Raw genomic sequence first — 26,174 nt, 5'->3', positions numbered from 1 at the left:
GCCCGAGAGAGACCTTAGTTAAAAATATTATTACGCTGGCTTAAACCAATAAGTGATGTAGTTCTCGCCGGGCCTCCTCCCGACGACGAGCTTGAGCCTCATGCCGGGCCTCAACGTGGAGGGGTCGGCGTCTACCCACGCCGTAATGTTAAAGCCCTCGGGCATCCTGACTATCCCGACTACGTAGTCCTTGTGGTGGGCGAAGCTGGCGGGCTTTACATTAATCACAGTCCATGTGAGTAGTTCTCCTTCCTTGGATACTTCCCTCCACTCCATGTCTGACGTCCTGCACTTGGGGCAGTCGGCTTGTGGGGGGAAGTACACAGCGCCGCACTGCTTACACTTAGTGTAGTATAGCTTCTCCTGTGCGAGCCCTTCTACAAACTTAGCGATTTTGTTAACTGACAGCTGGAACTTGAGCCTTAACTCTCTCACGTCGACCCACAGCAAGGCCCCGGTCTTGGGGTCTTTGTAGACGGGTAGCCCAGTGGCGGCGACAAGTTGGTCTAATTGTCTAAGCGCCTCCGCCTCGGCTTTGTCGAGATTCTCTCTTAGTTTTGTAATTATAGTACTCATAGAGACAAAATTGTAACAAAGGCGTAGTGGCCTGTACCCCCCACGTTGTGAGCCAGCGCCATGCCCTTTTTAATAGGCGCTTGCCTCCCCCTCTCCACCTCTTGTCTCAACTGCCTCGTGAGCTCCGCTATCATGGCCACGCCGGTAGCGCCTATTGGGTGGCCCTTGGCCTTGAGCCCTCCGCTCAAGTTGACAGGTATCACCCCGCCTATATACGTCTGCCTCTCCCTAGCCAGTTTATAGCCCTCGCCCCTCTTGGCGAAGCCGAGGTCCTCGTAGGCCATTATCTCCGCTATCGTGAAACAATCGTGCACCTCGGCCACGTCGAGGTATTTCGTAGGCTCGTTGGGGTCTATGCCGGCTTTCTTGTACGCCTTTTGGGCCGCCAGCCTGGCCGCCTCGAGCCCCGTGAAGTCCTCCCTCTTGCTCAAATTACTAGTGCCGTTAGCGGCGCCTATGGCCTTTATCCAGACGGGCGTATCGGTTATCTTCTTGGCGACATCCTCGCTGGCGAGTATCACCGCGGCTGACCCGTCGGTTATGGGAGACGAGTCGTACAGCTTTAAGGGCCACGCCACGTACCTGGACTTGAGGCACTCCTCCAACGTTATGGGCCTCTGGAACTGGGCCTTGGGGTTGAGCGAGCCGTAATAGTGGTTCTTGACGGCTATTTCGCAGAGGTCGGCCTCGGTCGCGCCGTATTTGTTCATATAAGCGGTGGCGTGTAGGGCGTAGTAGCCGGGGAACGTGAGGCCGAAGTTCTCGAACTCCCAGAAATAGTTGCCGGCCCTGCCTATGAACTCGACTACTGTCGGCGTCGGGGACTCGTTCATCTTCTCGACGCCTATGGCCATGACGATATCGGCCTCGCCGCTGGCGACCATGTAATACGCCGTCCTCACCGCGGCGGACCCGCTGGCGCAAGCGGCCTCGACCCTTATGCCGTTGCTGGGGGTCAAACCGCAATACTCGCCTACGACCACAGCGGGGAGCAACTCGCTGGACCAGCCGCCCACGTTACCCACGACGTACGCCTCCACGTCCTTGTTGTCCAGCTTGGCGTCGTCCAACGCCTCCTTGACGGCCTCCCAGGCGAGCTCGGGCAAAGATACGTCCGGCCTATAGCCGAACTTGGAAACGCCTACGCCCACTACGGCGACTCTCCTCATGTGACGATCTTGGCTATCTCCTCAGGTATTTGCCCCTTCTCTCTCAAAAGGCGTATCAGTTGGCGATACGCCGTAAGCCTCTGGATGTTGTTGGCGCCCTCGTAGATCTGCGTTATCTTCACGTGGCGGAGGAACCTCTCTATGCCGGTCTCGACTATCACGCCGACTCCGCCGTGGAGGTTTATGGCCTCCGATATTATCGACTCGGCGACTTCGGTCGCGTAGAACTTCGCCAACGACGCGACGAAGGTGAACTCCCTCCTGCCCTCGTCGGCGAGCTTCGCCGCCAAATAGGTGAGCAACCTCGCGGCGAAGAGCTTAGCGGCCATGTCCATTAGGCTGAACTGTATCGCTTGGAAGTAGGCCACGGGGACCCCGAAGGCTTGCCTCTGGTGCACGTATTGAAAGGCCTTCTCGAAGGCGGCTTGTGCCATGCCCACGGCCTGTGCGGCGACGCCTATCCTCGTTCTGTCGAAGGTCTCCATGGCGTATATGAAGCCCATGCCCTCCTCGCCTACTCTGTTCTCGTCGGGCACCTCGACGTTCTCGAAGACCAACTCGCAGGCGTTATCGCCTTGAAGGCCCATCTTGTGGTAGCATTGCTCCACCTTGAAGCCGGGAGTGCCCTTCTCCACCACGAAGAAGGTGAGGCCGAGGTATCGCGTCCTCCTATCCGGCGGCGGGTAGGTCCTCGCCAGGACTATGAAGTAGTCGGCCACGTCGGAGCTGCTTATGAAGGCCTTCCTCCCGTTTATGATCCACTTATCGCCTTTCTTCTCCGCCCTTGTCTGTATCCCCGCCACATCGCTTCCGCAACAAGGCTCCGTCACAGCAAACGCCCCAAGCTTCTCGCCTCTGGCTATGGGCGGGATGTACTTCTGCTTCTGCTCCTCGGTGCCGAAGAGGAGTATAGGGGTTGCGAACAACTCGTTGGTGCCGAAGTAGACGCTGAGGCCTGGCAGAACTCTGCAGAACTCCTCCGACATTATGGCGGCCATGCGGTGATCCCCGCCCTGCCCTCCGTATTTCTCGGGTATACCTATCCCGAAAAAGCCTTGCTCTGCGATCTTCTTTATAAGATCGAGCGGAGGCTCGCCTTTCTCCTCCACCTCCATGGCCCTTGGCGCTATTTCCCTCTCGACGAACTCTCTGACCGCTTTCCTGAACATTTCGTGCTCCGGCGTCAACACCACTGAGTAGTCCGTTATCGAATCTAACGGGAATACCATTACGCGGATTCTCTAAGTCTATTATTAAAGATTCTCTTCGTCTAGAGGCTAACTCAATTCTTAAATTTATTTTGACATGTTAGTTTTGGTGAACTCCCAAGAGGTCTTTGAAAGATATATAAAAACAAGACCTTGGACAAAGAACTACGATGACGGCGTGCCGCCAGATGTCGAGATAAAGCCAGAGCCTCTCTTCGTCTATCTCGACAGAGCGGCCGCCCGCGGCGATAGGCCCGCTTATATTTATTTTGGCGGCAAGGTGACCTACAAGGCTTTGGCCGACCACAGCGATAGGGTCTCTAAGGCGTTGAGGGAGGCGGGGATCTCTAAGGGCGACGTAGTGGCGATATACATGCCCAACCACCCGGCGTTCGCGGTCGCCTATTACGCAGCTCTGAAAATCGGCGCGACGGTGACTCCGATGAACCCCTTATACACCCCGGGAGAGGTCGTGAGGCAGTCCAAGGACTCCGGCGCCAAGGTCTTGTTCACGGCAGACGTGCTCTACGACAAGGTCCTCAAGGCGCTGGACGAGTACAAGTTCGAGCGGGTCTACGTCGTCGAGATGACCGACTACATGCCGGCGTGGATTAAGCCCTTGGCTAGACGTAGGTTGAAGGCCCCCAAGATAAAATACGGCGGGGCCGTCGCGCGATACGCCGATTTGCTCAAGTACGAGCGGGAGGTCAACAGGGCGTCCGTGTCGCCGGAGGACCTAGCCGCCTTGATGTACACGGGCGGGACCACCGGAATCCCCAAGGGCGTCGAGATAACCCACGCCAATATATCCGCCAATCTACAACAACTAAAGCCCTTCTACGACGTGGTCAGAAGGGCGAGGGGCATGCCTCCCGATGAGCCGATGGTCCTCGTAGGCGTCCTCCCCTGGTATCACATCTATGGACAAATCACTGTAATGCACTACGCCATATTCGAGGGACACACGGTGCTGGTGTATCCGCGTTTCGACCTCAAGCGCGTCCTCTCCGATATAGGCAAGTACAAGGCATCCGTCTTCCACGGAGTGCCCACGATATATAATCTGATAATAAATAGCCCCGACGCCTTGAGGTACAACTTGAGGAGCTTGGCCTTCTGTATATCCGGCTCGGCGCCTCTCCCAGTCGAGGTCGCGAAGAAGTTCGAGGAGCTCACCGGAGCTCCTTTGAGGGAGGGATACGGCATGACGGAGACGGCCGTGGTCACACACCTCAACCCCTTGTTGAACGGCAAACACAAGCCCGGGTCCATCGGCTTGCCCATACCGAACACCTACGCCGCCATAGCGGATCTCGACAAGCCTGAGCTCCTCCCGCCCGGCCAAACGGGCGAGTTGGTAGTATCGGGGCCGCAAGTCATGAGGGGATATCACAACAAGCCCGAGGAGAACGAGGTGGCCTTCTTCTGGTGTTGCGGCATGAGGTGGTTCAGGACAGGAGATATAGCGTATATGGACGAGGAGGGCTATTTCTACATAGTGGATAGGAAAAAGGACATGATAAAGTACAAGGGCTATTCCGTCTTCTCCAGGGAGGTGGAGGAGGTGCTCTACCAACACCCATGCGTCAAGGAAGCCGCCGTGATAGGAGTCCCCGACCCCGAAGCCGGCGAGGTGCCGAAGGCCTACGTAGTCCTCAAGGAGGAGTGCAGAGGCAAGATCTCGGCGGACGATATAATCAAGTGGACGTCCGAGAGGCTGGCCTCATACAAGCGCCCAAGGATCGTGGAGTTCAGGGACGATTTGCCTAAGACCCCAGTGGGCAAGATATTGAAGAGGGCTTTAAAGGAGGAGTTGGCCAAGAGGTCGTGAGGCTGGGCGGCTTGAAGGCGAGCGATATAGGCATCGGCGCTTGGCAGGCGGGCGGCAAGGCTTGGCTCGCGGATAGGGGCGAGCTCATTAGGGCGTACAGAAGGGCGTTCGAGCTCGGGATAAACTTCGTGGACACGGCCGAGCTCTACGGGTGGGGGGAATCGGAGAGGCTAGTAGGCGAGGCCGCGCGGGGGTACGACGTGATAATAGCGACGAAGGTGGCCGGTTTCCACTGGGGCAGGATCGAGAAATCGGCTAGGGAGAGCTCGAGGAGGTTGGGCCGCATCGACCTCCTCCAGCTTCATTGGCCGCCGCCCTTCTACGTCCCCCTATGTAGGGCCATCAGAGATCTCGAGCGCCTCAAGGAGGCGGGCCTAACCGCCGAGATAGGCGTGAGCAACTTCGGCGCCGATCTCCTTCGCAAGGCCGCGGAGTGCCTCAAGAGGCACGAGATCGTGTCCGACCAAGTGGAGTACAACCTACTCAACAGAGCCGCTGATAGCGAGGAGTTCAAGAAAACCGTCGATGAGCTCGGCGTGGGGATAATAGCGTGGTCGCCGTTGGCCAAAGGGGCGGTTTTGGGCAGATGGGGGCCCGATAAGGCCAGGAGGGTGGACCCCTCGTACCGGAAGGCCTCGACCGAGGAGGGCAGACGCGTGGTGGAGGCCGTATTGCGCATAGCTAAGGCCAGAGGCATTTCGGCGGCCCAAGCGGTCTTGGCGTGGCTGAGGCATAGAGGCGTTTTGCCCATACCCGGCGTCAAAAACGTGGCGCAAGCCGAGGACGTGGCGGGCGCCCTCTCCGTGCAGTTGCCGGAGGAGGATCTGTTGCTCCTAGATCGTCTAAGCGAACCGTTCACGGCCGGACCAGTCGGCATGGCCTCTATAAGGTACGTCCCGGGCTTCCTCCAGAAGTTGCTCCTTAAACTCTACCCGTTATAATTTAAAAAATTACGAAAATAATTTCGTATGGCCTACAAATACCAATTAACGCTAAACAATCTGTTGAGGTATATAAACTATGTTTTCAGCGATGTGCCCATAGTTTATAGGCCCCCGCACGGAGCCGACATACGCTCGACATATGGACAAGAGTATAGGCGCATATTGAGGTTGGCCGACGGGCTGAGGAAACTCGGCGTAGGGCCAGGCGATAGGGTAGCTACCTTGGACTGGAACACCATATGGCACTGGGATCTATATTGGGCTGTGCCCGGCATAGGGGCGGCCCTCCACACCGTGAACGTGAGGTTGGCTCCTGAGGATATAGCGTATACGATAAACCAAGCGGGGGATAAAGTTCTCATATACCACAGAGACTTCGCGCCGCTCGTCGATAAGCTGAGACCCCACCTTAAGTCCGTGCAGACGTATATCCAGATATCCGACGGCATGGGCGTCGCGGGCAAAGACGTCGAGATAGAGGACGTGATAAAGTCGGGGGAGGAGAGGGAGTTGCCCGACGTGGGCGAAGACGTCGTGGCCACGGTGCTCTACACATCGGGCACCACGGGGAGGCCCAAGGGAGCCTATTTCACCCACAGACAGCTGGTGTTGCACACCTTCAGCGTGGCGCTCGCGGCGGTCGGCTATAGGGGTTTGGCCAGAGGCGATTGCGCCGACATAGACGGAAGGCCTTGCGCCGCGCTCTACCTAGTGCCGATGTTCCACGTCCACGCCTGGGGCTTGCCTTGGGTCTACGCCTTGATGGGCTGGAAGCAAGTCCTGCCGGGCAGATTCGACTACGGCCATATACTCAAGCTAATAGTGGAGGAGGAGGTCAAGGCGATGGCCGGCGTGCCCACGATACTCTACATGCTCGTGACGCACCCCGATCTGCCGAAATACGTCGCGGGCATAAGGAGGCTGGCGCCTATATACATAGTAGGAGGCGCCGCGCTCCCGAAAGAGTTGGCCAAGAAAGCCGCCGATGCTGGGTTCGTGCCCAGGGTCGGCTACGGCTTGACTGAGACCGCGCCGGTGGTCTCGTTAGGCTTCTTCAGGCCCACCGAGAAGTTGCCCGAGGACGCGGACAAGGCCTTTGACCTAATCGTGATGACGGGCCTCCCCAACCCGCTCGCTGAATTCGTCGTGGTCGACGAGAACGACAAGCCGGTGCCCAAGGACTGCAAGACCGCGGGCGAGCTGGCCTTAAGGGCGCCGTGGATAACCCCCGAGTACATAGGCGATCCCGAGAAGACCAAAACGGCGTGGCGCAACGGCTGGTTCCACACAGGCGACGCCGCGGTGTGGTGCCCCGACGGCAGGATCAAGATAGTGGATAGGCTCAAGGACGTGATAAAGTCCGGGGGCGAATGGATATCGTCTTTGCAGCTCGAGGACCTCATAATGATGCACCCGTCCGTGGGGATCGCGGCCGTGGTGGGCCTGCCCCACGAGAAATGGGGCGAGAGGCCCGTGGCCTTCGTGGTGCCCAAGCCGGGCGTTTCGGTGAGCCCGGACGAGATATTGGCGCATCTCCAGAAGTTCGTGGAGGCGGGCAAAATACCCAAATGGTGGCTCCCCGATAAGGTCCTAGTGGTCTCCGATTTGCCCATGACGGGCACCGGGAAGATAGACAAGAAGGTGCTCAGGGAACGGTACAAGGACCTCCTTAAAAACGCCTAGTTTTTCTCGCTCAGTTGTATCCGGCATCCGCGACGGACCTCTAGCGCCGCGGCTGTTCAAGTGCGCGCGGATGCCCGGGCATTGTCGGAGGCGAAATTTAATATACATGAAATCGAGAGCGCATGGAAGGGGCCGAGCTTGAGTATAGGGCCCTCTTGGCCAAGATATATGCGGAGAGGCTCGTGCAAGACCTCGACGAATTCGTAATCATATACGACAAGACGCCCAGTTGCGCGGCCATGGCCTCTGCCGTGTTGGCACTCGTCTGGGCCCGAGGAGCGAGGGCGAGGGCAGTGGCCTACGACGAGCTCGATGAGGATGTCGACAACGCCCTCCTCCTCATGAGCCCATATGTCGAAGGGCTGGAGGAGAGGGCCGTGAGGGCGCTCAAGCGCGTGAGGAGAATAGCTATACTGCACACCCCCGTCTTCTACGCCCTAGACGAGGCCGAGGGGGCCGAGGAGGTCTTAAAAGACAAGGAAGTACGCTACGCGGTGAGGGAGACTCCCGGCGAGATAAACATATACAAGGTGCGGGTGGAAGGCGAAAAGGCCATGGCTGAGTTGTACGACGCGTTGAGGTTAAATCCCCACGAGGCTCAGATCGTGAGGCGGTACGAGGCCTCGAGGGGCTAGGTCGGCCCTGCGTTTATTACCTGGCTTTTAGACTCCGAGAGGTTGCCTAGCCAGCGGCCCAGCTCTTGACATAATAAAGGTTTGACCCTAAGAGATATCCGGAACAGCCCGCTAAGTCGCAGCTTCACGGGCTCCTATGTTGTAGCTGTTTCAACTTCACACGTCCATGCTACGGTTATTGCGACAAGCCCATCTCGACGTCGATGGCAACTAAATGAGGAATTGGAATCCAGTTCTAAAAGAAAACATTAACATTGTTAATGCTTAAATGTCTATTTCGAGGAAGTCTTCGTGAAGAGAATCTGGGCTGGACTGTGGATCACGCTGGCCTCGGTGCCTTTGGCCAAGGCGACCGCGACACCATCAGATTATGCCCTACTGCCAGTAGTCTTTAGCCTCATGGCTGGCATAACTGTGTTTATAGGGGCTTTGGCCTTGTATTATTTACGGGAGAGACTCAGCAACACCTCCCTCGGCTTCTTACAAGCGCTTGCGGGCGGCATCTTGGCCTATTTAGCTCTGGAGACCGGCCACGCGGCCTCTGAATACGTCGAGGGGTTGGCCAGATGGGGGACCGCCGCAGAGTTCGTAATTGCGGCTGTCGCGACCACTCTCGCCTTCGTCTTTACCTTCCTGGCGCTTGCGCGCGCAGAGAGGGCGGCTATTCGCGAAGGCCTGGAGCAGTCCATGGCCACGGCCTTTGTCATAGCGGTGGCGCTCGGCGTGCACAACATGGGCGAGGGCTTCGCCATAGCGGCGAGCCTTCTAGCAGGCGCGTTGGCTTCGGCTGTGTTGTTCACCGTGGGCTTCGCGGTCCACAACGCAACTGAGGGCTTCGCCATAGCGGGGCCTCTCTTGGCGAATAGGAGGGGGCGACCTCTCATAACGCCTATTCTAGGAATGTCCATATTAGCCGGCTTGCCTACGGTGGCCGGCGCCGGCGTGTACTACTTGGGCGTATCTAACGGGCTTTTCCTCGCCGTCTTGAACTCGGTGGCCAACGCCTCCATAGTCTATGCCATGTTGCACGTGAACCTCAGCGCCTTGTCGAGGCTAGGCGGCTTGACGAGCCCCAAATTCTGGATTGCCATAACCCTAGGAATAGTTTTAGCATTTACCACAGAAAGTGTCATTTTATTTTCGGGTTTTAAGTTCTAAATTTAATAGAAAAATTTTTAAATACCAAATAAAATAATAACTATGGTCAAAATAAGAGTGAAGTACGTCACCTCAGCTCTGAGAGAGCACCATGAAAAAATCCTAGAGGCTTTACAAATCTTAGATAAAATATTATCTGCTCAAAACCCAGACCCCGACGATGTCCTCAAACTCATACACTTCGCTCAACACTTCGTAGACGCGTGCCATCACGGGATCGAGGAGTACATCCTCTTCCAAGGGGCTAATAGGGCCGGCTTCCCCTTTGCCGAGGGTCCCATATACGTCATGGTCTCCGAACACGGCGTGGGGAGATACTTAGCAAGGGTGATGGAGGAGCTATACAAGGCGTGGAGGGAGGGGGATGCCGGGGCTCTGGCGGAGCTCGTGGACTACGCCAAATTGTATGCAGACCACTTAGCTCAACATATCGAGAAGGAGAACATCGCATTGTTTCCAATGCTCGAGTCCGCAGTCGTCGAGATCTCGGCGAGCAAGAACGTGGAGGATTTGGAGAGGGAACACCAATACGAGAAGTGGATAGCACTGCTCGACGAGTTGAAGAAGAAGTATGGACTTTAGCCTCGTCCTCTTCATGCCGATGTTCTACAAACACGCTTGGACTGCTGTCAATTCTCGGCGGGGGAGGTTCCCGAAAGGCCTCTGGGCCAAGGCCGTCGCGGTCTACGAGGCCTTGTTCTACCTCTGGGCCTTGACGTTGGGAGGCGCGTTGGCGCCCCTCGTATTCCTAATGGCGTTGATACATTTCGTGGGAGTTCCCTTGTACTTCACGGGCGTGTTGTCGAGGTATTCCCAATACGGGCGCCACTACTCGGCGTTCGAGGCCTTCGAGCTGGCGTTGCTCGTCGCCTTGGCGGCGTTGTTAGTAATATAGGCCATCTCTAAACCTCCATCACGGTCGCGAGGGCTTGGAATAGGTTCTCGACATCGCGTGCTCGAGACGAGGCGGAACCCTCTCAACCAAGCAAGCCCCTCGTGGTAGCCTCCAAGCCCAACCCGACCGGAGCGCACACGGCGTAGGGCATTAAGCCTATTACCGACTGGTACGTCGCTAACTGTCGAGCAACAACGCGGGCCCCGCATCAGAGGCGCCGTGAGGGACGAGATTTAGCTCGAGAGATCCGCAGAACTTCGCGCCGAGGACGTCTCGTGGAATATGCAACGCCGTAGAGCTAGCACTAGGCGAGGGACGATAGGCGAGCAGAAGAGGCTCAGAGGCACAACTACCTTGCCCTTATCTACGATGTCAGCCGACGGCTCTCGCGCATGCATGGGGGCGGAGGCCTTGGTGTAAGGGCAGTAGTTATAGTCTAGCTTCGCCAAGGGCGCGTAAAGGAACGGGGGAAAACTACTGAACTTCTAGGGCTATTATCTTGCCCAACGCCCTCACCACGTCGCGCATGGATATGATCCCGTACAATTCGCCGTTTCTCTCTAGGACGAGGACGTGCCTTATCCAGTGTTTGTTCATCATCTCCACGGCCGCTTCCACCGGGTCGTCCACGTACACGTAGACGAGCGGGTGCGTGGTCGCCGCCTTGTCCACAGTCACGGTCAAGGGGGCCTTTCCCGCGATGGTCCTCACCACGTCTCTCTCAGTCAATATGCCCACCGGCCTCTTGGAGCCTTCACCGCTTACCACCACCAACGCGCCTATATCGTGCTGAGCCATTATCTCTATGGCCTCCTCCAACGTTGTGTTGGGCGTCACGGTCACCACAGGCCTAGAGGCTAAATCCCTACATTTCATGAAAATCTATATAATTATGTGCTTAAAAATTTATCCTTATAATTATATTTATACAATCTTATTAATTTATACAAGAAATTATGTGTTTAAAATAAAAAAGAAATATATATTAATATTAAAAATTATCTTATAACTCAATATATCTTTAATTGTTGATATAATGCACAATTCCTCTACTGATGTAGTTCCTCGCAAGCTCGATCAGGCACTCTAACTGTAGCCGAACCCTGGCGGTCGTAAGCCCTTCCTCGCTTAGAACGTGCGGCGCGTGTTAATTGGTTGCCGTGATCTACGTATGCGCGTCGGCCGCCGTCGTTCGGCCGATCGCCTTAACCGAAGACCGCGGCTAATACACGTACACCAAGATGCCTTTGCCCTTGGCATATGACAAGACATCTTTACCCATCAAGGCGCCCGCCAGGACGGGCACGGCCGGTTTGCCCACTTTGTCGCCCACTACCTCGGCCTTCGCTAACAGAGCGCCCACGTCCTCTACCCTCGGCCTTACCTTGACCTCCACTACGTAAACCCTCTTGTCGGTCTCCACGAAGAGGTCCACGTCAACGCCGTCGAAATCGGCGTTTCGGACGCGCCTCAAAACGACCTCCCCTGACGTCGTGAGCTCGGCGTTTAAGTCCTCCCAGACGTAGTGCGTGTACGTGGACTCTGTCAACGCGCCCAAGCCCTCCTCAAGCCGGGAGAACCTCTTGTTGACCTCGTCCCTAAAGGCGAAATAATCGTCGAGGAACCTCTTCCAGATCTCAAACCACTCCTTCCACTTTCTATCGTTCTCCTCCCATCTTCGCCAGTTCTCCTCCCAACGCTTCTCGTTCTCGAGCCACCTCCTCTCGTTCTCTTCCCACCGTTTTTGGCTCTCCTCCCACCTGCGCCAATTCTCTTCCCACCGTTTTTGGTTCTCGAGCCACATCTCCTCGTTCCGCCTCCACCTCTCCTCCTCTAGTTGGACGAAGTGATTGAAGTCTTCGCGTAGCTCCTCGATCCTCCTCTCGAGCTTGTTGAAGTCCTCTCTCAATCGTCTTAACTCCCTCAGTACCTCTTCAAGGCCCAGTAGCCCTGCTACTGCTAGGCGGAATTCCTCGTCCTCCTTCAAGAGCTTCAAGAACTCCTCCTTGAGGCCCACGCAGATGTGCGACCTCCGATATATATTTATGGCCTCCAAGCCAATAGATACACGACGCGTTAAGTTTAGTGAGCCCCGGGGCTAACCCGCTCAGCACCGTCGGCGGTAAGGCTAGCCCTAGATCACAAGGCCTAAAATTTATGGCCGTGGGACTGATAACCTACGCGATTACGTGGTCGGCGAGTTCGATAGAGTATTTAGACGCGAGTTACGACTTTCCTGGGCCGTCGCGTCCAATAGTAGACGCGCGGCTCGAGAGATATTTACATAAGCTTCGACAAGGCCGAGGACTTCGTCGAAGTGAACGCCAAGGTCATAATCGGCGTGAAGAACGGCGAAGTTGTAGACGTAGAAATCCTCCTAGACAAAGAAGAGATAGAAAAGCTAAGAAAAACATTTTTTGAAACCACTATTATTAAAAGAACGTGCCAACTGGTTTTTCAATAACGACTACTATAAGGCGCTCGCCGTAGGGGATCTCTAGCCGGCATCTAGGCCCCTCGATGCCCTCTCTATCAAATACATGACGGCCCCCTCCGACGACTCCCCACCATCTGCAACAACTTCTCAAGGCCTATTGGCTCGCTAACCATAGCTCGCCGCCTCGGCGGCGTTTTAGAGGCCGTACCCTGTTCTCGTTACAAAAATTTTAGCGCCTCTAGACTACGCCTCTTCTCAAAACGCCGCCTCTGCCGGCGTCTTGGTTCCGGGTCCACTTCATCGTGAATTGTCTCTGACACTCACGGCTACAGAAAACCCAGGGCTTGTTGACGCAACACGTCTTCACGACGATGGGCGTGCCCTGGATGATCCTCCCGCAGTTGGTACACCGTAGCTCCGTGACCCTCGCGACTTTAAGCTCGAACGGCATGGGCCTCGGCTGTGAGGTCCTTGGCCACCACCTCGGCGATTTTCCTCCCCGACATAAGCATCCCGCCGAATATAGGCCCCATTCTGGGAAGGCCGTATACGGCGCAGACCGCCATACCCGCCGCGTAGAGGCCAGGGGCTACCCTGCCCGTGTGCTCGACCACTAGCTTCTCGGACACCTCCGACCAGGCGGACTTCTCTCCCTGTAGCTGTATGCCGAGCTCCGGCACCTTCCTGGCAGCCACCGATATAACTTCGGCGTCGTGGCCTGTGGCGTCTATCACGGCCTTGGCCTGGGTGTAGAGCGGGTCCACGTGCATGCCCGACATCTGTATAGGCGTCCATATCCACAAGAGCCCCACCACCCTCGGCGGGTCGCCTCTGAAAATCACGTCGTCTACGTGGACTCCTAGGATTATCTTAGCGCCGGCGTCTATCGCCCCAGCCGCCAGCTTCGCGATCAGCTCGGCGGGGTCGACGGTGTAGAGGCCGTCTCCCACCGGCTTGTACCTCACCTTGAAGTCGCGGAGTATGGGCACCGCATCTTCTTGCACCACGATCTTCGGGATCATGTTCCCGCCTGGGCCGATGCCGCCGCCGAAGGAGAAACGCCTCTCGTACACCACCACCTTGAACCCCTTCTCGGCCAAGTACCTAGCCGCCGTGAGCCCCGACGGCCCGGCGCCCACGATAGCCACGTCCACTTCGCTGTACTCGTAGAGGTCTTCGAGGCCGTGTTTGATTATCGCCCTCCCTATCCTTAACTCCATGGAGGCCGTCAGTTCTGTATATTAAAGGTTTATCGAGCGCGGATAACGGAATTATTGTCGGCTATTTGCTGGGGTCCGTCTAGAGGATTCCGCGTTTATCCGCACAGCTCGGAGCGCCGTCTAGCACGGGCCGAGCCAGCCGCGGTAATAAAATTTTTATCTACTTAATATAACCTATTTATGATAACGGAGGAGTTGAGGAAACGCGCCGACGGGATCTGGCGGAGGATCTTCGCCCATCCCTTCGTGGCGGAGCTCTACGGCGGATCCCTCCCCGTGGAGAAGTTCAAGTATTATCTACTACAAGACTACAATTATTTAGTGAACTTCGCCAAGGCCCTCTCGTTGGCCGCGGCGCGGGCCCCTAACGTGGAGCTCATGAAGACCGCCCTTGAGCTCGCACACGGCACGGTGACCGGCGAGATGGCCAACTACGAGGCGTTGTTGAGGGATGTGGGGCTGACGCTCAAGGACGCCGAGGCGGCCGAGCCGAACGGGGCGAACGTGTCCTACATGGCCTACCTCAAATCGGTCTGCGCACTCGAGGGCTTCTACCAATGCATGGCGGCGCTCCTCCCGTGTTTCTGGAGCTACGCCGAGATCGCGGAGGTCCACAAGGACAAGCTGTCGGGCAACCCCGTCGCCGTGTACAAGAAGTGGGCGTCTGTCTACTTGAGCCCTGAGTATAAGGCCTTGGTGGCCAAGCTCAGGGAGGTGTTAGACGCGTCGGGACTCCCGGCCGAGGAGCTGTGGCCGTATTTCAAGGAGGCGTCCAGATACGAGCTGGAGTTCTGGCAAGCGGCCTATGAGGGTCATTGAGACTATAAGGAGGGAGCTGGAGCCGCTGAACGCGGAGATACGCGCGGCGTTGAGGCCCAGCAGAGAGGCCTTGGCCAAATTCGTCGCGAACCAGCTGTACATCGTCCCGCACGACCTCAAGGCCCTCTCGACGGCCATGGCCAAGGCCAAGGAGCCCGACGAATACCGCTTCGTCAAGGCTTTGATCGACGGGGATTACCAAGCCCTACAGCTGTTGAGGGAGCTGGCCGAGGAGATCGGCGTTTCCTTCTCGTGGGAGGCCCTGGACCCCTCGGCCGTGGCCTACACGCATTTCCTCTCGTGGTTGGCGCTACACGGCACCATGGGCGACTTGGCGGTGGCCATGACCGTGAACTTGCCCGTCTGGGGCGAGAACTGCTCCGTCCTCGCTAAATGGGCCCGGGACCAAGGGGTCAAAAAGCTGGGCTTCCTGGAGATGTTCGCGGGGCCCTACGAGGAGCTCGAGGCCGTCGCCGAGGCCATAGCCCAGAGGTATCTGGACTGGGGTAGGTACAAGTTCGTCGCCAAGGCGATACAGCGCTACGAGCTCGAGTTCTGGAAGGCGGTGTCCGGATGAGGAGCGGCCCTAGGCCGTCGAGAGGCGAGGCGTAGATCTCAAGACCAGCAAGGGGAAATCCCTCCCGTATATCAGCTTGAGCGCCTCGCGGGCCTTGGCCGTTGCCTCCTCAGCGGACGAGGCCGTGATGTTCACGTGGCCCATCTTGCGCCGCGGCCTGGCCTCGGCCTTGTAGTACCAATAGACTTTCCCGAGCCGTTCCAGCTCCTTCAAGGGCAACCTCTTGAGGTCCACGCCGAGTATATTCACCATGGCCGTCGGGGCCATCGCGCGCGGCCGGCTGGGCGGGAGCCCCAAGACCGCGCGGACGTGGTTCACGAACTGGCTGGCGTCGGTCTCGAGAGTCCAGTGGGCCGTGTTGTGGACCCTCGGCGCTATCTCGTTCACTAACAAGCGGCCGTCCCTCGCCTCGAAGAACTCCACCGCGACGACGCCCACGTAGTTGCCCCATTCTAGTATACGGCGCACGTACTCGTACGCCTCCTCCGGCGCCTCGACGGGCGCGCGGTTCCACACCAAGATGCCGTGCACGTAGTAGTTCTCCGCGGGCGGGTAGAAGTAGATATCGCCGTCCTCCGACCTAGCCGCCACGATTGAGAACTCCCGTTTTATGTCCACGTACTCCTCTACGAGGAGCTCGCCGGCCAGCCCCCTTATATAGGAGGCCTCGTGCGGATATACGAATTGCCCCTTCCCGTCGTAGCCCCCGGCCGGGACCTTCACGTAAGCTCTGCCGAAGGACTCGGCGATCTTCACGGCGTCTTCCCACCCGGAGGCTCTGCGCCAAGTCACTGTGGGCACGCCTATGGAGTCCAGGAACGCCCTCTCCTCTATCCGGCTTCTCTTCAACTTGAGGTAAAGCAACGGAGGCCTCAGCTTTCTTTTCCTCTCGGCGTATTCGGCTATGGAGATATCGACGTTCTCGAACTCGAAGGTGACCGCGTCGGCCTCGTCGACCGCCTCGAACGGGTCGAGGGGCCTCCTAGCGCATCGATACGCAGGAGCCCTCGGGTCTGGGTCGTACACGACGAAATCCACAGGGATCCTCTGGGACTCCCAACACATCATAAGCGCCAGTTGGCCTCCGCCGAGGACGAGCAACCGCATGGCGTCTTGGACTTTGCGCCTTAAAAGCTTTATTTAAAAACCCGCCGCTTATGTTCCAGCTGGCCGGTTCATTTTTTAAGTAGTAGATGAAAACGACTTTATGAAAGACTTGGAGAGGACCTCCTCCTTCATCCTCCTCATATGCTCGCGCACCTTCTCCCTCACCTCAGGGTACTTAACGCCGAGGATCCTCGCCGCTAAGTAGGCAGCGTTGGCCGCGCCCCCCACGGCGACTGTGGCGACCGGCGTGCCTCTGGGCATCTGGACTATCGAAAGCAAGGAGTCCAAGCCGCCCAGATGCCTCGTGGGTATGGGAACGCCGATGACTGGGAGAGGCGTAAGCGATGCAGTCATGCCCGGCAAGTGGGCCGCCCCTCCCGCCCCGGCGATTATCACGTCGAACTCCTTCTCGGCCTCTTGGGCGAATTGGAACATGTAGTCGGGCGTTCTGTGAGCGCTGACGACCCTCGCCTCGTAGGGTATCCCCAAGGCCTCTAGGACTTCCAGCGCCTCCTTCATGACCTCCAAGTCGTTTATAGAGCCCATGATAACCGCCACTTTCATATATCGAAGGCCCGGCGGGCTAATAAACATATAGCGCAAGTTGCGGTATTCGCGGGGCGCGCGCCGAGGAGGCTCATCTCTTCAGCCACTCCTTTAAGCTGAGCCAGAGCTTGAGCCCCCCGACGCCGTTTCTAGACACGTGCGGGTCGACGGCCCGCTCCGGGTGGGGCATTAGGCCGAGGACACTCCCCTGGGCCACGCCGGCTATGTCGTCGACGGAGCCGTTGGGGTTCTCCACGTACTTGAAGGCGACTCTCGGAGCCCCGACGGGTATATAGCGTCCCTCTGCGTGGGCGACCGGCATGTAGACCACCTCGCCTCTTTGGTAGAGGAGAGTGAAGGGCGTTTCGTTGTCGACGACGCGGACGGGTATCCATTTGCTTATAAAGCCGGGCGGATCGTTGGGCGCTAGGGCGCCTGGGAGCATGCCGGCCTCGACCAAGATCTGGAAGCCGTTACATATGCCCAACACAGGCGTCGCCCTCTCGGCGTCTTCGCGGACGTGCTCCACGGCCTTCGTGGCCGCGGCCACGACGCCGGCCCTTAGCCTATCGCCGTAGGAGAAGCCGCCGGCTAGGACCACCGCGTCGTACCTCCCGGGCGCATAGTCCTTATACCACACTATCTCCCCCCTCAGCCCCGCCAGCTCCAACGCCCTGATCACGTCGTGATCGCCGTTTGTGCCGGGGAATTTCAAGACGGCTATCATGCCTCCGCCACCTTCAACACCTCCACGACGTGTATGTTGGGGTTGCCGAGGCGGGCCTCCTTGGCTATCCTCAAGGCCGCGGCCCTCGCCTCTTCGGGCCCTTGCGCTTCGACGTATAACGCCAAGCACTTCCCGGCGCGCACCTCGACGTTGTGGCCAAGCCGCGCCAAGAGGTCCTTAGCGATGGTCTCGCCCTCGGGGTCCCTTATGGAGGGCTTATAGGCGATGTTCAAATAAACCACGTACTTCATAAACATAAGGGAAAACGAGCGTTTAAAGGGTTTTCTCCTTTAAGCAATCGCTTTATTGTGATTTAAACTATTTACTTAAAGTACAGCGGAAGACTCCGAGCAACGCTCCGGTATTTTTTAAGAAAAATTTTAAAGTAGACTAATTCGATCGACATGGCCTTGAGCCGCCAAGAGCTGGAGGCCATAGAGAGAGGCCTCGGCAGGCCTCCCACGCAAGTCGAGCTGGCGCTCTTCCGTTCGCACTGGTCGGAGCACTGTTCCTATAAGTCGACCAGGATGTGGTTGAGGCGGTTGCCCTCTAAGGCGCCGTGGGTCTTAAGAGGGCCCGGCACCGACGCCCCCCTCGTCGAGATCGCCGAGGGGCTCTACGCCACTTTCAAGATCGAGAGCCACAACCACCCCAGCGCCGTGGATCCCTACAACGGAGCCGCCACGGGCGTGGGCGGCGTGATACGAGATATCTTGACCGTCGGGGCTAAGCCCATAGCGCTCCTCGTGAACCTCCACTTCGGGCCTCTCGAGCACCCGCACGCTAGATGGATAGCCTCGAACGTGGTCAAGGGGATCTCGGACTACGGGAACAGAGTCGGCATCCCCGTCGTCGGCGGAGAGACTTGGTTCGACGAAGATTTCACCTACACGCCCATAGTCCTCGCCACGTGCGTGGGCATCGCGACGCCCGACAAGGTGCCCCCCGGCGGCGTGGAGGAAGGCGATCTAATAGTCGTGGCGGGGCTCAGCGCGGATAAGAGCGGCTTGGGAGGCTCTGCGTTCGCCAGCAAGACGTTGGGAGGCGACGTGGAGGAGGACCTAGGCGCTGTGCAGGTGGCCGACCCCCTCATGGGGAAGAGGCTTATCGACGTAGTCCAAGAGGCGACGAGGTGCGTCAAGTTCATAAAGGACCTAGGCGGAGGGGGCCTCGCCACTGCGTTGGCGGAGCTGGCGGATTGGTTCGGCCTAGGAGTGACGGCGGAGCTGGACAAGCTCCACAAAGCGGACGAGGAGATGGGCCCCGTCGAGTTGCTCACCAGCGAGACCCAAGAGCGCCTCCTCTTCGTCGTCTCGAAGAGCCGGCTGAGGTGCATCGCCGATCTGCTGGAGCGGTACGAGGTGCCCTACTCGATAATAGGCGAGTTCACTAAGACGGGCCGAGTGGTCCTCTTGTGGCGCGGCGAAGTCGTCGGAGATATCCCCGTCGAGTTGGCCGCCAAGGCGCCGGAGATTGTCTGGCCGGCGGCCCCCTATGAGCCCCCGCCTCTGCCCGACGTGCCGGAGCCCCCCATCGATAAGGCCATAGACCTAGTCCTCTCTTCGCCCAACGTGGCGTTGAAGGAGGCCATCTATCGCCGTTTCGACTTCGACGTGGGGGTGAGGACCGCGGTGAAGCCAGGCGAGGGCGACGCGGCCGTCCTCAAGTTGTTCGAGAGGGGCAACTTAGGCGTGGTGGTGAAGGGCGACGCGAATCCGCGCTACACGTACTTGAGCCCTAGGCTGGGCGCCGCTAACGCCTTCGTGAAGGCGTATAGGAACGTGGTCGTGGCGGGAGGGGCGCCGAGGGCGGCCGTCGATAGCATAAACGTGGGGAGCCCCGAGAGGCCCCACGTCTATTGGCAATTCGTGGAGGCCGTGGAGGGCCTTCGCGAAGCCGCCGAGGGCCTCGGAGTTCCCATAGTCGGCGGGAAGGTGAGCCTCTACAACGAGCACGAGGGCCGGGCGGTGAAGCCGACGGTGGCCGTCGTGGTGTTGGGCGTCATAGACGACGTCTCCAAGGCGCTTATGGCCAAGTGGAAGGACGGCGATGGGGTCTACGTCTGGGGCTACACCAAGGCGGAGGTGGGCGGCAGCGAGTACTTGTACAGAGTACACGGGCTGATAGCGGGCTGGCCCCCCAGCGTGGATTACGCAGTCGAGAAGAAGCTGGCCGAAGCGGTGCGGAGGTGGCGGGATAGGCTGACGGGCGCCAAGGACGTGGGCCTGGGCGGGCTCGCCGCTACCTTGGCCAAGATGGCGGTTGCGAGCGGCGTCGGCGCCGACGTGGACGTCTGCAAGGCGCCGGGAGATGCCGGGCGGCTGGACCTCCTCCTATTCAGCGAATCCAACGGCAGGTTCGTGGCCGCTGGAGAGGAGGGGCCGGGCGTCAAGATAGGCGAGGCCGGAGGCGATGAGTTGGCGCTTAGATGCGGCTCGGCCCTCGTCTACAAGAAAAGCGTGGAGGAGTTGAAATCAATTATGGGATTGCCGCTTTGATATGTGCGGCATAGGCGGAGCTAGAGGGGCTGGGGCCGGGGCCTTGGTGAAGGGGATGGCCCCTTGGCTGATGCACAGGGGGAGTGAAGGAGTCGGCTACGCCTACGCAGGCCCCGACGGGTTGAAGATGGGCGAGCCTCCCGACGACGCCGAGGCCGCGTTGGTGCACACCAGGTACAGTACATCGGGCGAATACGGCGTCCAACTACAGCCCGTCATCGCGAAATATCGCGACTTGGAGCTCGCCGTGGTGTTCAACGGGACCGTGGTGAACTACAGAAGGCTCGCAGAGGGGGCCCGCTTCGACGGGGAGGCCTTGGCCAAGGCCTTGGCCGAGGAGATATGGGAGAGGGGGCTCGAGGAGGGGGTCTCCAACGTCTACTCCAAGATCGTGGGCGCCGCCTCCCTCATAGCCTTGACCCCTTGGGGCCTACTCGCAGTGAGGGACCCCAGAGGCGTGAGGCCTCTCTCCTACAAACGCGGCGACGGCGGCGTCGTCTTCGCCTCGGAGAGTGTGGCGGTGAACGGAGGCGAGGAGATGCCGCCGGGACTCGCGGTGTTATACGGCGAGAGGACAACGGCCTGGAGGATACCGCCGGGGAGCGGCGGGGTCTGCTCTCTGGAGCTCGTCTACTTCGCCCACCCTGCCTCGAGCATGGGGGGTAGGCGAGTCGCCGATGTGAGGAGGGAGCTGGGAAGGGCGTTGGCCGAGATCGAGACCCACGACGTGGACGTCGTCGCGTACGTGCCGGAGACCGCGAGGATCGCGGCCGAGGCCTACGCGGCGGCCTTGGGGAAGCCGCTGGTGGACGCCGTCGTGAAGAACAGATTCGCCGGCAGGATCTTCATCGCGCCGCCGTATCTCCGAAATCCTGGAGAGGCCTTTAGAGTAATACCGGAGTTCGTGGCCGGAAGGAGGGTCGCCCTAATCGACGATTCGCTGATAAGGGGCACTAACGCCAAGGCCGTGGTGAGGATGTTGAGGGAGGCCGGCGCAAGGGAAGTGCACGTGAGGATCGCCTCTCCTCCCGTAAGATGGCCTTGTTTCTTCGGCATGGATTTCCAGACGCGGAGGGAGTTGATTGCATATGGCCGCGGCTTGGAGGAGATGAGGAGGCTAATAGGGGCCGACAGCCTCGTCTACCTCCCGACGGATAAATTCAAGGAGATAATAGGCGACGCGTGTTTCGGGTGTTTCACGGGCGAGTACCCCATGCTCATAGACGTGGACGAGGCCGAGAGAGAGGTCGTCGCGTCGCGGCGTTGAGGCCGGCTAGGGCTCACGCCGATGGCGGATAGCCGTTAGGCTACTATCGGCAGAAAGGAATATATAAATAGTCTGATACAAAGTTATGGGCAAGTGGACCCTGGCGGCGGCCCTCGTGGCGATCGGCGCATTGGCGGCGGCCTTGTACTTCGGCGTGTTGAACGCGCCGTTCGGCTTCGGCCAGCCGTTTAGCAAGGACAACTTCGAGGTCAACTACACTTTGGGCTCTACTACGTATTAGGCAGACATCGAGAGGAGTAGCTGTTGGGGTGGATCGTCGTGGGCAACGGTCCGCCGGGGAACTACACATACGGCGTGTTGATGGGCATAAACTTCGAGGCTGCCTCGCAAGGCAATTCACTCTATGCCAAGACTTGTAGCCCGCTCGGCATCTGTATCAGATTCCAACAATCGCCGCCGCTCCTCCCCCCTCTACTCGAGGCCTCCAACGGGTCGGGAGCTGCCAGTTCTTGGGCTATTCGGGCGCGCTGTACAGCGGGAGCTCGTCTGAGAGCGTCGCGATTGTCGAAGGTCCGTTTAGCTCTGGCGGCCAAGTCAACATAAAGGTATGTGCCGTCAACGAGGTCCCGCTCTGGGTCCGCTTAGTCTCCGCCGCGAGCTTCTTGGGCAGAACGGCCTACTACGCAGTACTAGACATAAACGCCACTAAAGCGGGCCCGTTCAACGAGCAGACCTACCGCAAGATATTATCTGAGGTCAAATAACCCCCTCATCTTCTTTCCTCCAAGGGGACGTATTTTAGGCCAACGGGTCCGACGTACTTCTCGGTGGGCCTTATGAGGCGGTTGGCCTGGCGGTACTCGAGGACGTGGGCCACCCAGCCGGCCACCCTCGACACGGCGAACGTGGGCAAGTTGATGTCCACGGGCAGGCCGAGGTAGCGGAAGATCACCGCGGCGTAGAGATCGGTGTTGGGGTATATGCCCTTCTGGGCCAACTTCGCCGTGACGTACTCCTCGAGCCTCTCGGCTATCTCGAGCCATCTGTAGTCGCCCCTCTCGGCGGCGAGCTTCTTGGCTAAATCGCGGAGGACCTTGAGGCGGGGGTCGGGCCCCTTCTTGTATATCCTGTGGCCGAAGCCCGGTATCCTCCTCCCCTTGGCCAACTGTTCGTCGACCCAGCCCTCCACCCTCTTGGCGTCTCCTATCTCTTCCATCATCTTAGCTGCGTCCACGTTGGCTCCGCCGTGGAGGGGCCCTTTAAGGCTCGCTATAGCCGCAGTGATGGCAGCGTACATGTCGGAGAGAGTAGAGGCCACGGTGACGGCCGTAAAGGCGCTGTTGTTCATGGAGTGCTCCGCGTAGATTATCAACATGGCGTCCATGGCCTTGGCCTCGACGTAGCTGGGCCTCTCGCCTTTCAGAGCCCAGAGGTAGTACTCGGCGTGGCTCTCGGCCTCGGCCGGGTCGAGGGGCTGGAACCCCCTCCTCAGCCTATCGAAGGCCGCCACGACGTAGGGCATAACGGCAGTCGCCTTGATCCCCCTCCTCAGCTCGGCCTCCAGCCCTCTGTCCGAGAGGTCCTCGCCGAGGGCCATGGCCGATATCGCGGTTCTCAACACGTCTATGGGCTCGGCGCTCGGCGGGACGGCCTTGAGCAGACGCTCGACGTGTCCTGGAGGATTTCTATTCCTCTTGAGCTCGGCCTTGAGCTCCTCTAGCTCCGACCTCTTGGGCAGGCGTCCGTGCCACAACAAATAGACGACCTCCTCGAAGGTGGACTTAGCCGCGAGTTCCTCGAGGTCGTAGCCTCTGTAGTAGATCTTGGAATTCTCAAGGTCTATGTAGCATATCTTGGTCTCCTTCACGACGACGCCCTCGAGCCCCGGCGAATACATATGACAGGATTTAAATATCCTTATATACATAGTACCCGATTCTCGCCGACGGTGGCGTAGACGGCCTTTGACCTAGAGGAAGAGTATCGGTGCCTAGCGTGCGGAGGAGGAGCCCGCGCCGCGCGGCCGTCGGCGCCGATTTAGCCGACACCCAGCGCTGGGCGGGGCGGCCCGCCAGCGCCGCCGGTTTATCCCCCGTCCCCAGCCGGCGAGGCCGGCCGGGTTAGGCCGAGGGGCAGCCGAACGGCGCGGGTTATACCTACTTACACTCGTCTTTTATAACGGTACATAGTATTACTATAATAATATTTATGTGTTATTTAATATATCCAACTGCTTGCTACGTCGATCTGTTAACTCTATGAAGGGCTTATTGGGCCCCGCCCGCGGTCGCGCTGGCGTCTGCGCTATTCCATTATTTTCATTTATTTGTAATTATTTAAAATTATAAAGTTATTTAAAGAAATATTACTATATAAAAAAGTTATAAAAACATTAAATTCAAGGCGATATGTCTCAGGAATTCCTCAAGGTTTACGAGGAATCTATGAAGGATCCAGTGGGTTTCTGGGAGAGACAAGCGGCGAGGCTCTACTGGCGCGCTAAATGGGAGAAGGCCTACGACGACTCTAATCCACCATTCTACAAGTGGTTCGTCGGCGGCGAGACCAACATAGCCTACAACGCCCTCGATAGGCACGTGCAGAGCGGCCGCGCCAACAAGGCGGCCTTGATATGGGTCTCCTCCAGCGGCCAGACCAGAGTGCTCCGCTACTGGGACTTATACAGAGAAGTGAACAGGCTGGCCGTCCTCCTGCGCATGCGGGGCGTGGAGAGGGGCGATAGAGTCGCGATATATATGCCCATGGTGCCGGAGGCCATGATCGCCATGTTGGCCGTGAACAGAATCGGCGCGGTGCACACAGTGGTCTTCTCCGGCTTCGGCGCCCAGGCCTTGGCCGATAGGATCAAAGACGCCGACGCCAAGATGGTAATAACGGCCGACGCCATGACGCGTAGGGGGAAGATCATACCTTTGAAGCCAACCGTCGATGAGGCGTTGGCGTTGGCCGGAGTGGACGCCGAGGTTTTGGTCTACAGAAACGTAGGCACGGGCGTGCCCATGAGGGAGGGGAGGGACTTCTGGTGGCAAGAGGAGATGAAGTCCGTGCCGCTGAACGCCTACGCCGAGCCCGAATGGGTGGCGGGGGACGAGCCGCTGTTCATACTCTACACCTCGGGCACCACGGGCAAGCCCAAGGGCATCCTCCACCTCCACGGGGCCTACATGGTGTGGATATGGTACGCCTTCAACCACCTCGTCGGCGCCGAGAGGGAGTTCAGGGACGACATCGTGTTCTTCTCCACGGCCGACATAGGCTGGATATCGGGCCATCACTATGGGGTTCACGGACCCCTGCTCAACGGCCTCACCGTGTTGTGGTACGACGACGCTCCCGACTACCCACATCCCGGCATATGGTGGGAGATAGTGGACGCCTACAAGGTGACCCACATCCTCTTCTCCCCCACGGCGATTCGCTTGTTGATGAAATACGGCGACGAGTGGCCCAGGAGGTATAAGCTGGACACCCTCATGGCCGTCTACCCCACAGGGGAGGTCCTCAACGAGGAGGCCTACAAGTGGTTGAGGACTTACATATGCAAAGAGCCTTGCCAGATAGCCGATATATGGGGCCAGACAGAGACTGCTTGTTTCGTCACGGCGCCGGGCTCCATGAACTCGGGCGGCTTCCGCTACAAATACGGCTCGGTGGGCTTGCCGTACCCCACGCTCAACTTAGTGGTGCTGGACGACGAGGGCAAGGAGCTCCCGCGCGGCCAGAAGGGGCACGTGGCGGTGAAGCCGCCTCTGCCGCCCGCCTTCTTGCACACGCTCTGGAGGGACCCCAAACGCTACGTGGAGAGCTATTGGTCGAAGTTCAAGGGCTACTACCTCACGGGGGACCTAGGCTATATAGACGAAGAGGGGCACCTCCACATATTGGGCCGCTCCGACGACGTGATCAAGGTGGCGGGCCATCGCCTCTCCACGAGGGAGGTTGAGGACGTAGTCGCGTCGCATCCGGCCGTTGCCGAGGCCGCCGTGGTCGGCGTGCCGGACCCGGTGAGAGGCGACGTGTTGGCCGTGTTCGTGGTGCCCAGGGCGGGCAAGTACATAACCGAGGAGGAGGTAGTAGCCCACTTGAGGAAGAACTTAGGCCCCGTGGCCGCGGTCGGGAAGGTCGTGATAGTGGAGAAGCTCCCCAAGACCCGCACGGGCAAGGTTATGCGGAGGGTGTTGAGGGCCATGGCCTTGGGCCAGCCGCTCGGCGATTTGAGCACTCTGGAGGACGAGGAGAGCATAAAGGAGCTCGAGGCCAAGCTTGGCGGTGCCTAGATCGACACGAACTCGTAAAGGCTTATGGCGGATAGCGCGAGGAACACGGCGGCGGCGAGGGACGGAAGCGCTATCTCGGCTCCGTACCCGCGGAGCGCCCAATAGGCCGCCGCCAAGAGCTCAGTAATTGCGGACAAGAACAAGAAGAGGAGCGCCAGGAATAGCCTCCGGCCAGCCCTCTTGGACCTCAGTCTAATTATAGACGCCATGGAGAGCGCGGCCGCCAACGCCGAGGCGGCCCCCAGCGCCATTACGACGTACCAGAACATCATTCCAGAAGTCCCCAATATTTTCTCAACAACCCCGATATCGTGTACACGGCGCCGTAGCTATCGCCGAGCCTCTCCACTAGCCCGTGCTCCAAGAGGACCTCCAAGTGGTGCCTCACGGTCTTGTAGTCCAGGCCCAACTTCCTAGCGAGCTCGTTGGCGTTCATGGGCCTCTCCGCGAGCGCCTTCACTATGGCCAACCTCGTGGGGCCTCCCCTCGTCGCGTGGAAGAGGAAGGCGATGAGCCGCTTCGCCTCGCGCTCGCTTAACCACACCGGCGCAGCGAATTGGCCTTATATATTTTTTCCCAAATTTTTGGGAAAAGGCATATCACCTCATATCCACGAGG

29 protein-coding genes are annotated in these 26,174 nt (G+C 58.7%); 15 read left to right on the top strand and 14 right to left on the bottom strand.

The genetic code is table 11. The features are described 5' to 3' along the window. Positions 1-30: 30 nt before the first annotated feature. Genes ACZ5PA_RS09070 through ACZ5PA_RS09060 form a run of 3 tightly spaced genes read right to left on the bottom strand, consistent with a single transcriptional unit; the run spans position 31 to position 2,974 of the window. Complete coding sequence (locus tag ACZ5PA_RS09070) at positions 31-576, bottom strand: Zn-ribbon domain-containing OB-fold protein (protein WP_464930017.1); 546 nt, start codon at positions 574-576, stop codon at positions 31-33. Next, positions 573-1,745 (bottom strand): thiolase domain-containing protein, encoded by a 1,173-nt coding sequence (locus ACZ5PA_RS09065; RefSeq protein WP_464930016.1) that lies wholly within the window; start codon positions 1,743-1,745, stop codon positions 573-575. The genes ACZ5PA_RS09070 and ACZ5PA_RS09065 overlap by 4 nt, the downstream gene beginning before the upstream one ends. Further along, the gene (locus ACZ5PA_RS09060; RefSeq protein WP_464930015.1) at positions 1,742-2,974 is read right to left on the bottom strand and encodes an acyl-CoA dehydrogenase family protein; all 1,233 of its coding nucleotides are present in this window, start codon (positions 2,972-2,974) and stop codon (positions 1,742-1,744) included. The genes ACZ5PA_RS09065 and ACZ5PA_RS09060 overlap by 4 nt, the downstream gene beginning before the upstream one ends. A 76-nt stretch (positions 2,975-3,050) precedes the next feature. Between ACZ5PA_RS09060 and ACZ5PA_RS09055 the strand changes: the two genes are divergently transcribed. The 8 genes from ACZ5PA_RS09055 to ACZ5PA_RS09020 all read left to right on the top strand — a co-directional run bounded on the left by ACZ5PA_RS09055 (position 3,051) and on the right by ACZ5PA_RS09020 (position 10,519). Continuing rightward, positions 3,051-4,784 carry a long-chain-fatty-acid--CoA ligase gene (locus ACZ5PA_RS09055; RefSeq protein ID WP_464930014.1) on the top strand — a complete coding sequence of 578 codons (1,734 nt, stop codon included), beginning with the start codon at positions 3,051-3,053 and terminating at the stop codon, positions 4,782-4,784. After that, positions 4,781-5,725, top strand: a complete 945-nt coding sequence (locus ACZ5PA_RS09050) for an aldo/keto reductase (RefSeq protein WP_464930013.1) — start codon at positions 4,781-4,783, stop codon at positions 5,723-5,725. The genes ACZ5PA_RS09055 and ACZ5PA_RS09050 overlap by 4 nt, the downstream gene beginning before the upstream one ends. Positions 5,726-5,752: 27 nt before the next feature. Then, positions 5,753-7,411 (top strand): long-chain-fatty-acid--CoA ligase, encoded by a 1,659-nt coding sequence (locus tag ACZ5PA_RS09045; RefSeq protein ID WP_464930012.1) that lies wholly within the window; start codon positions 5,753-5,755, stop codon positions 7,409-7,411. Between the two features lie 122 nt (positions 7,412-7,533). Then, positions 7,534-8,046, top strand: a complete 513-nt coding sequence (locus ACZ5PA_RS09040; RefSeq protein ID WP_464930011.1) for a hypothetical protein — start codon at positions 7,534-7,536, stop codon at positions 8,044-8,046. A 291-nt stretch (positions 8,047-8,337) separates the two neighbouring features. Continuing rightward, entirely contained in the window at positions 8,338-9,204 is an 867-nt protein-coding gene (locus ACZ5PA_RS09035) for a ZIP family metal transporter (RefSeq protein ID WP_464930010.1), read from the top strand. Positions 9,205-9,246: 42 nt separating this feature from the next. Then, entirely contained in the window at positions 9,247-9,786 is a 540-nt protein-coding gene (locus ACZ5PA_RS09030) for a hemerythrin domain-containing protein (protein ID WP_464930009.1), read from the top strand. Next, complete coding sequence (locus tag ACZ5PA_RS09025) at positions 9,776-10,099, top strand: hypothetical protein (RefSeq protein ID WP_464930008.1); 324 nt, start codon at positions 9,776-9,778, stop codon at positions 10,097-10,099. The genes ACZ5PA_RS09030 and ACZ5PA_RS09025 overlap by 11 nt, the downstream gene beginning before the upstream one ends. Positions 10,100-10,381: 282 nt before the next feature. Next, on the top strand, positions 10,382-10,519 hold the full coding sequence (locus ACZ5PA_RS09020; protein ID WP_464930007.1) for a hypothetical protein: 138 nt from the start codon (positions 10,382-10,384) through the stop codon (positions 10,517-10,519). A gap of 54 nt (positions 10,520-10,573) precedes the next feature. On the opposite strand, the gene ACZ5PA_RS09015 is transcribed toward ACZ5PA_RS09020, so the two are convergent. The 4 genes from ACZ5PA_RS09015 to ACZ5PA_RS09000 form a co-directional block, all read right to left on the bottom strand. Then, positions 10,574-10,975 (bottom strand): CBS domain-containing protein, encoded by a 402-nt coding sequence (locus ACZ5PA_RS09015; protein ID WP_464930006.1) that lies wholly within the window; start codon positions 10,973-10,975, stop codon positions 10,574-10,576. 346 nt (positions 10,976-11,321) lie between these two features. Beyond that, a complete protein-coding gene (locus ACZ5PA_RS09010) occupies positions 11,322-12,116 on the bottom strand; it encodes a hypothetical protein (protein ID WP_464930005.1) in 795 nt (264 codons plus the stop codon). Between the two features lie 658 nt (positions 12,117-12,774). After that, positions 12,775-12,987 carry a TRASH domain-containing protein gene (locus ACZ5PA_RS09005; RefSeq protein ID WP_464930004.1) on the bottom strand — a complete coding sequence of 71 codons (213 nt, stop codon included), beginning with the start codon at positions 12,985-12,987 and terminating at the stop codon, positions 12,775-12,777. After that, entirely contained in the window at positions 12,971-13,756 is a 786-nt protein-coding gene (locus ACZ5PA_RS09000) for a sulfide-dependent adenosine diphosphate thiazole synthase (protein ID WP_464930003.1), read from the bottom strand. Before ACZ5PA_RS09000 ends, ACZ5PA_RS09005 begins: the two co-directional genes overlap by 17 nt. A gap of 180 nt (positions 13,757-13,936) precedes the next feature. On the opposite strand from ACZ5PA_RS09000, the gene tenA reads away from it, so the two are divergent. Both tenA and ACZ5PA_RS08990 read left to right on the top strand, forming a co-directional pair. Then, positions 13,937-14,575, top strand: coding sequence for a thiaminase II (tenA, locus tag ACZ5PA_RS08995; protein ID WP_464930002.1), 639 nt, complete (start codon positions 13,937-13,939; stop codon positions 14,573-14,575). Then, on the top strand, positions 14,562-15,152 hold the full coding sequence (locus ACZ5PA_RS08990; RefSeq protein WP_464930001.1) for a thiaminase II/PqqC family protein: 591 nt from the start codon (positions 14,562-14,564) through the stop codon (positions 15,150-15,152). The genes tenA and ACZ5PA_RS08990 overlap by 14 nt, the downstream gene beginning before the upstream one ends. A 9-nt stretch (positions 15,153-15,161) precedes the next feature. Here ACZ5PA_RS08990 and ACZ5PA_RS08985 read toward each other — a convergent pair whose 3' ends face one another. From ACZ5PA_RS08985 to ACZ5PA_RS08970, 4 genes are all read right to left on the bottom strand, one after another. Beyond that, positions 15,162-16,259, bottom strand: a complete 1,098-nt coding sequence (locus ACZ5PA_RS08985) for a 5-(carboxyamino)imidazole ribonucleotide synthase (protein ID WP_464930000.1) — start codon at positions 16,257-16,259, stop codon at positions 15,162-15,164. Between the two features lie 75 nt (positions 16,260-16,334). Continuing rightward, positions 16,335-16,823, bottom strand: coding sequence for a 5-(carboxyamino)imidazole ribonucleotide mutase (purE, locus tag ACZ5PA_RS08980; RefSeq protein WP_464929999.1), 489 nt, complete (start codon positions 16,821-16,823; stop codon positions 16,335-16,337). 73 nt (positions 16,824-16,896) lie between these two features. After that, positions 16,897-17,532, bottom strand: coding sequence for a phosphoribosylformylglycinamidine synthase I (gene purQ / locus ACZ5PA_RS08975; RefSeq protein WP_464929998.1), 636 nt, complete (start codon positions 17,530-17,532; stop codon positions 16,897-16,899). After that, on the bottom strand, positions 17,529-17,783 hold the full coding sequence (locus ACZ5PA_RS08970) for a phosphoribosylformylglycinamidine synthase subunit PurS (protein ID WP_464929997.1): 255 nt from the start codon (positions 17,781-17,783) through the stop codon (positions 17,529-17,531). The genes purQ and ACZ5PA_RS08970 overlap by 4 nt, the downstream gene beginning before the upstream one ends. A 153-nt stretch (positions 17,784-17,936) precedes the next feature. Here ACZ5PA_RS08970 and purL point away from each other — a divergent pair, with 153 nt between their 5' ends. The 4 genes from purL (at position 17,937) to ACZ5PA_RS08950 (ending at position 22,022) form a co-directional block, all read left to right on the top strand. Then, positions 17,937-20,030 carry a phosphoribosylformylglycinamidine synthase subunit PurL gene (gene purL / locus ACZ5PA_RS08965; RefSeq protein WP_464929996.1) on the top strand — a complete coding sequence of 698 codons (2,094 nt, stop codon included), beginning with the start codon at positions 17,937-17,939 and terminating at the stop codon, positions 20,028-20,030. A 1-nt stretch (position 20,031) separates the two neighbouring features. Then, a complete protein-coding gene (locus tag ACZ5PA_RS08960) occupies positions 20,032-21,297 on the top strand; it encodes an amidophosphoribosyltransferase (RefSeq protein WP_464929995.1) in 1,266 nt (421 codons plus the stop codon). An 85-nt stretch (positions 21,298-21,382) separates the two neighbouring features. Next, complete coding sequence (locus ACZ5PA_RS08955) at positions 21,383-21,538, top strand: hypothetical protein (RefSeq protein WP_464929994.1); 156 nt, start codon at positions 21,383-21,385, stop codon at positions 21,536-21,538. A gap of 229 nt (positions 21,539-21,767) precedes the next feature. Further along, positions 21,768-22,022, top strand: coding sequence for a hypothetical protein (locus tag ACZ5PA_RS08950; RefSeq protein WP_464929993.1), 255 nt, complete (start codon positions 21,768-21,770; stop codon positions 22,020-22,022). Positions 22,023-22,027: 5 nt separating this feature from the next. On the opposite strand, the gene ACZ5PA_RS08945 is transcribed toward ACZ5PA_RS08950, so the two are convergent. Then, the gene (locus tag ACZ5PA_RS08945) at positions 22,028-23,155 is read right to left on the bottom strand and encodes a citrate/2-methylcitrate synthase (protein ID WP_464929992.1); all 1,128 of its coding nucleotides are present in this window, start codon (positions 23,153-23,155) and stop codon (positions 22,028-22,030) included. 511 nt (positions 23,156-23,666) lie between these two features. On the opposite strand from ACZ5PA_RS08945, the gene ACZ5PA_RS08940 reads away from it, so the two are divergent. Beyond that, positions 23,667-25,556, top strand: coding sequence for an acetate--CoA ligase (locus tag ACZ5PA_RS08940; protein ID WP_464929991.1), 1,890 nt, complete (start codon positions 23,667-23,669; stop codon positions 25,554-25,556). Here the strand turns inward: ACZ5PA_RS08940 and ACZ5PA_RS08935 are convergent. Further along, positions 25,553-25,825: a hypothetical protein gene (locus tag ACZ5PA_RS08935; RefSeq protein WP_464929990.1), complete on the bottom strand. Its 273-nt coding sequence runs from the start codon at positions 25,823-25,825 to the stop codon at positions 25,553-25,555. The genes ACZ5PA_RS08940 and ACZ5PA_RS08935 overlap by 4 nt on opposite strands. Beyond that, complete coding sequence (locus ACZ5PA_RS08930) at positions 25,825-26,100, bottom strand: ArsR/SmtB family transcription factor (RefSeq protein ID WP_464929989.1); 276 nt, start codon at positions 26,098-26,100, stop codon at positions 25,825-25,827. The genes ACZ5PA_RS08935 and ACZ5PA_RS08930 overlap by 1 nt, the downstream gene beginning before the upstream one ends. Positions 26,101-26,174 lie beyond the last annotated feature (74 nt).

This window comes from Thermoproteus thermophilus (assembly GCF_055392855.1).
Note: the sequence above shows the minus strand (reverse complement) of the source record. Positions and strands in the feature narration are given on the sequence as shown.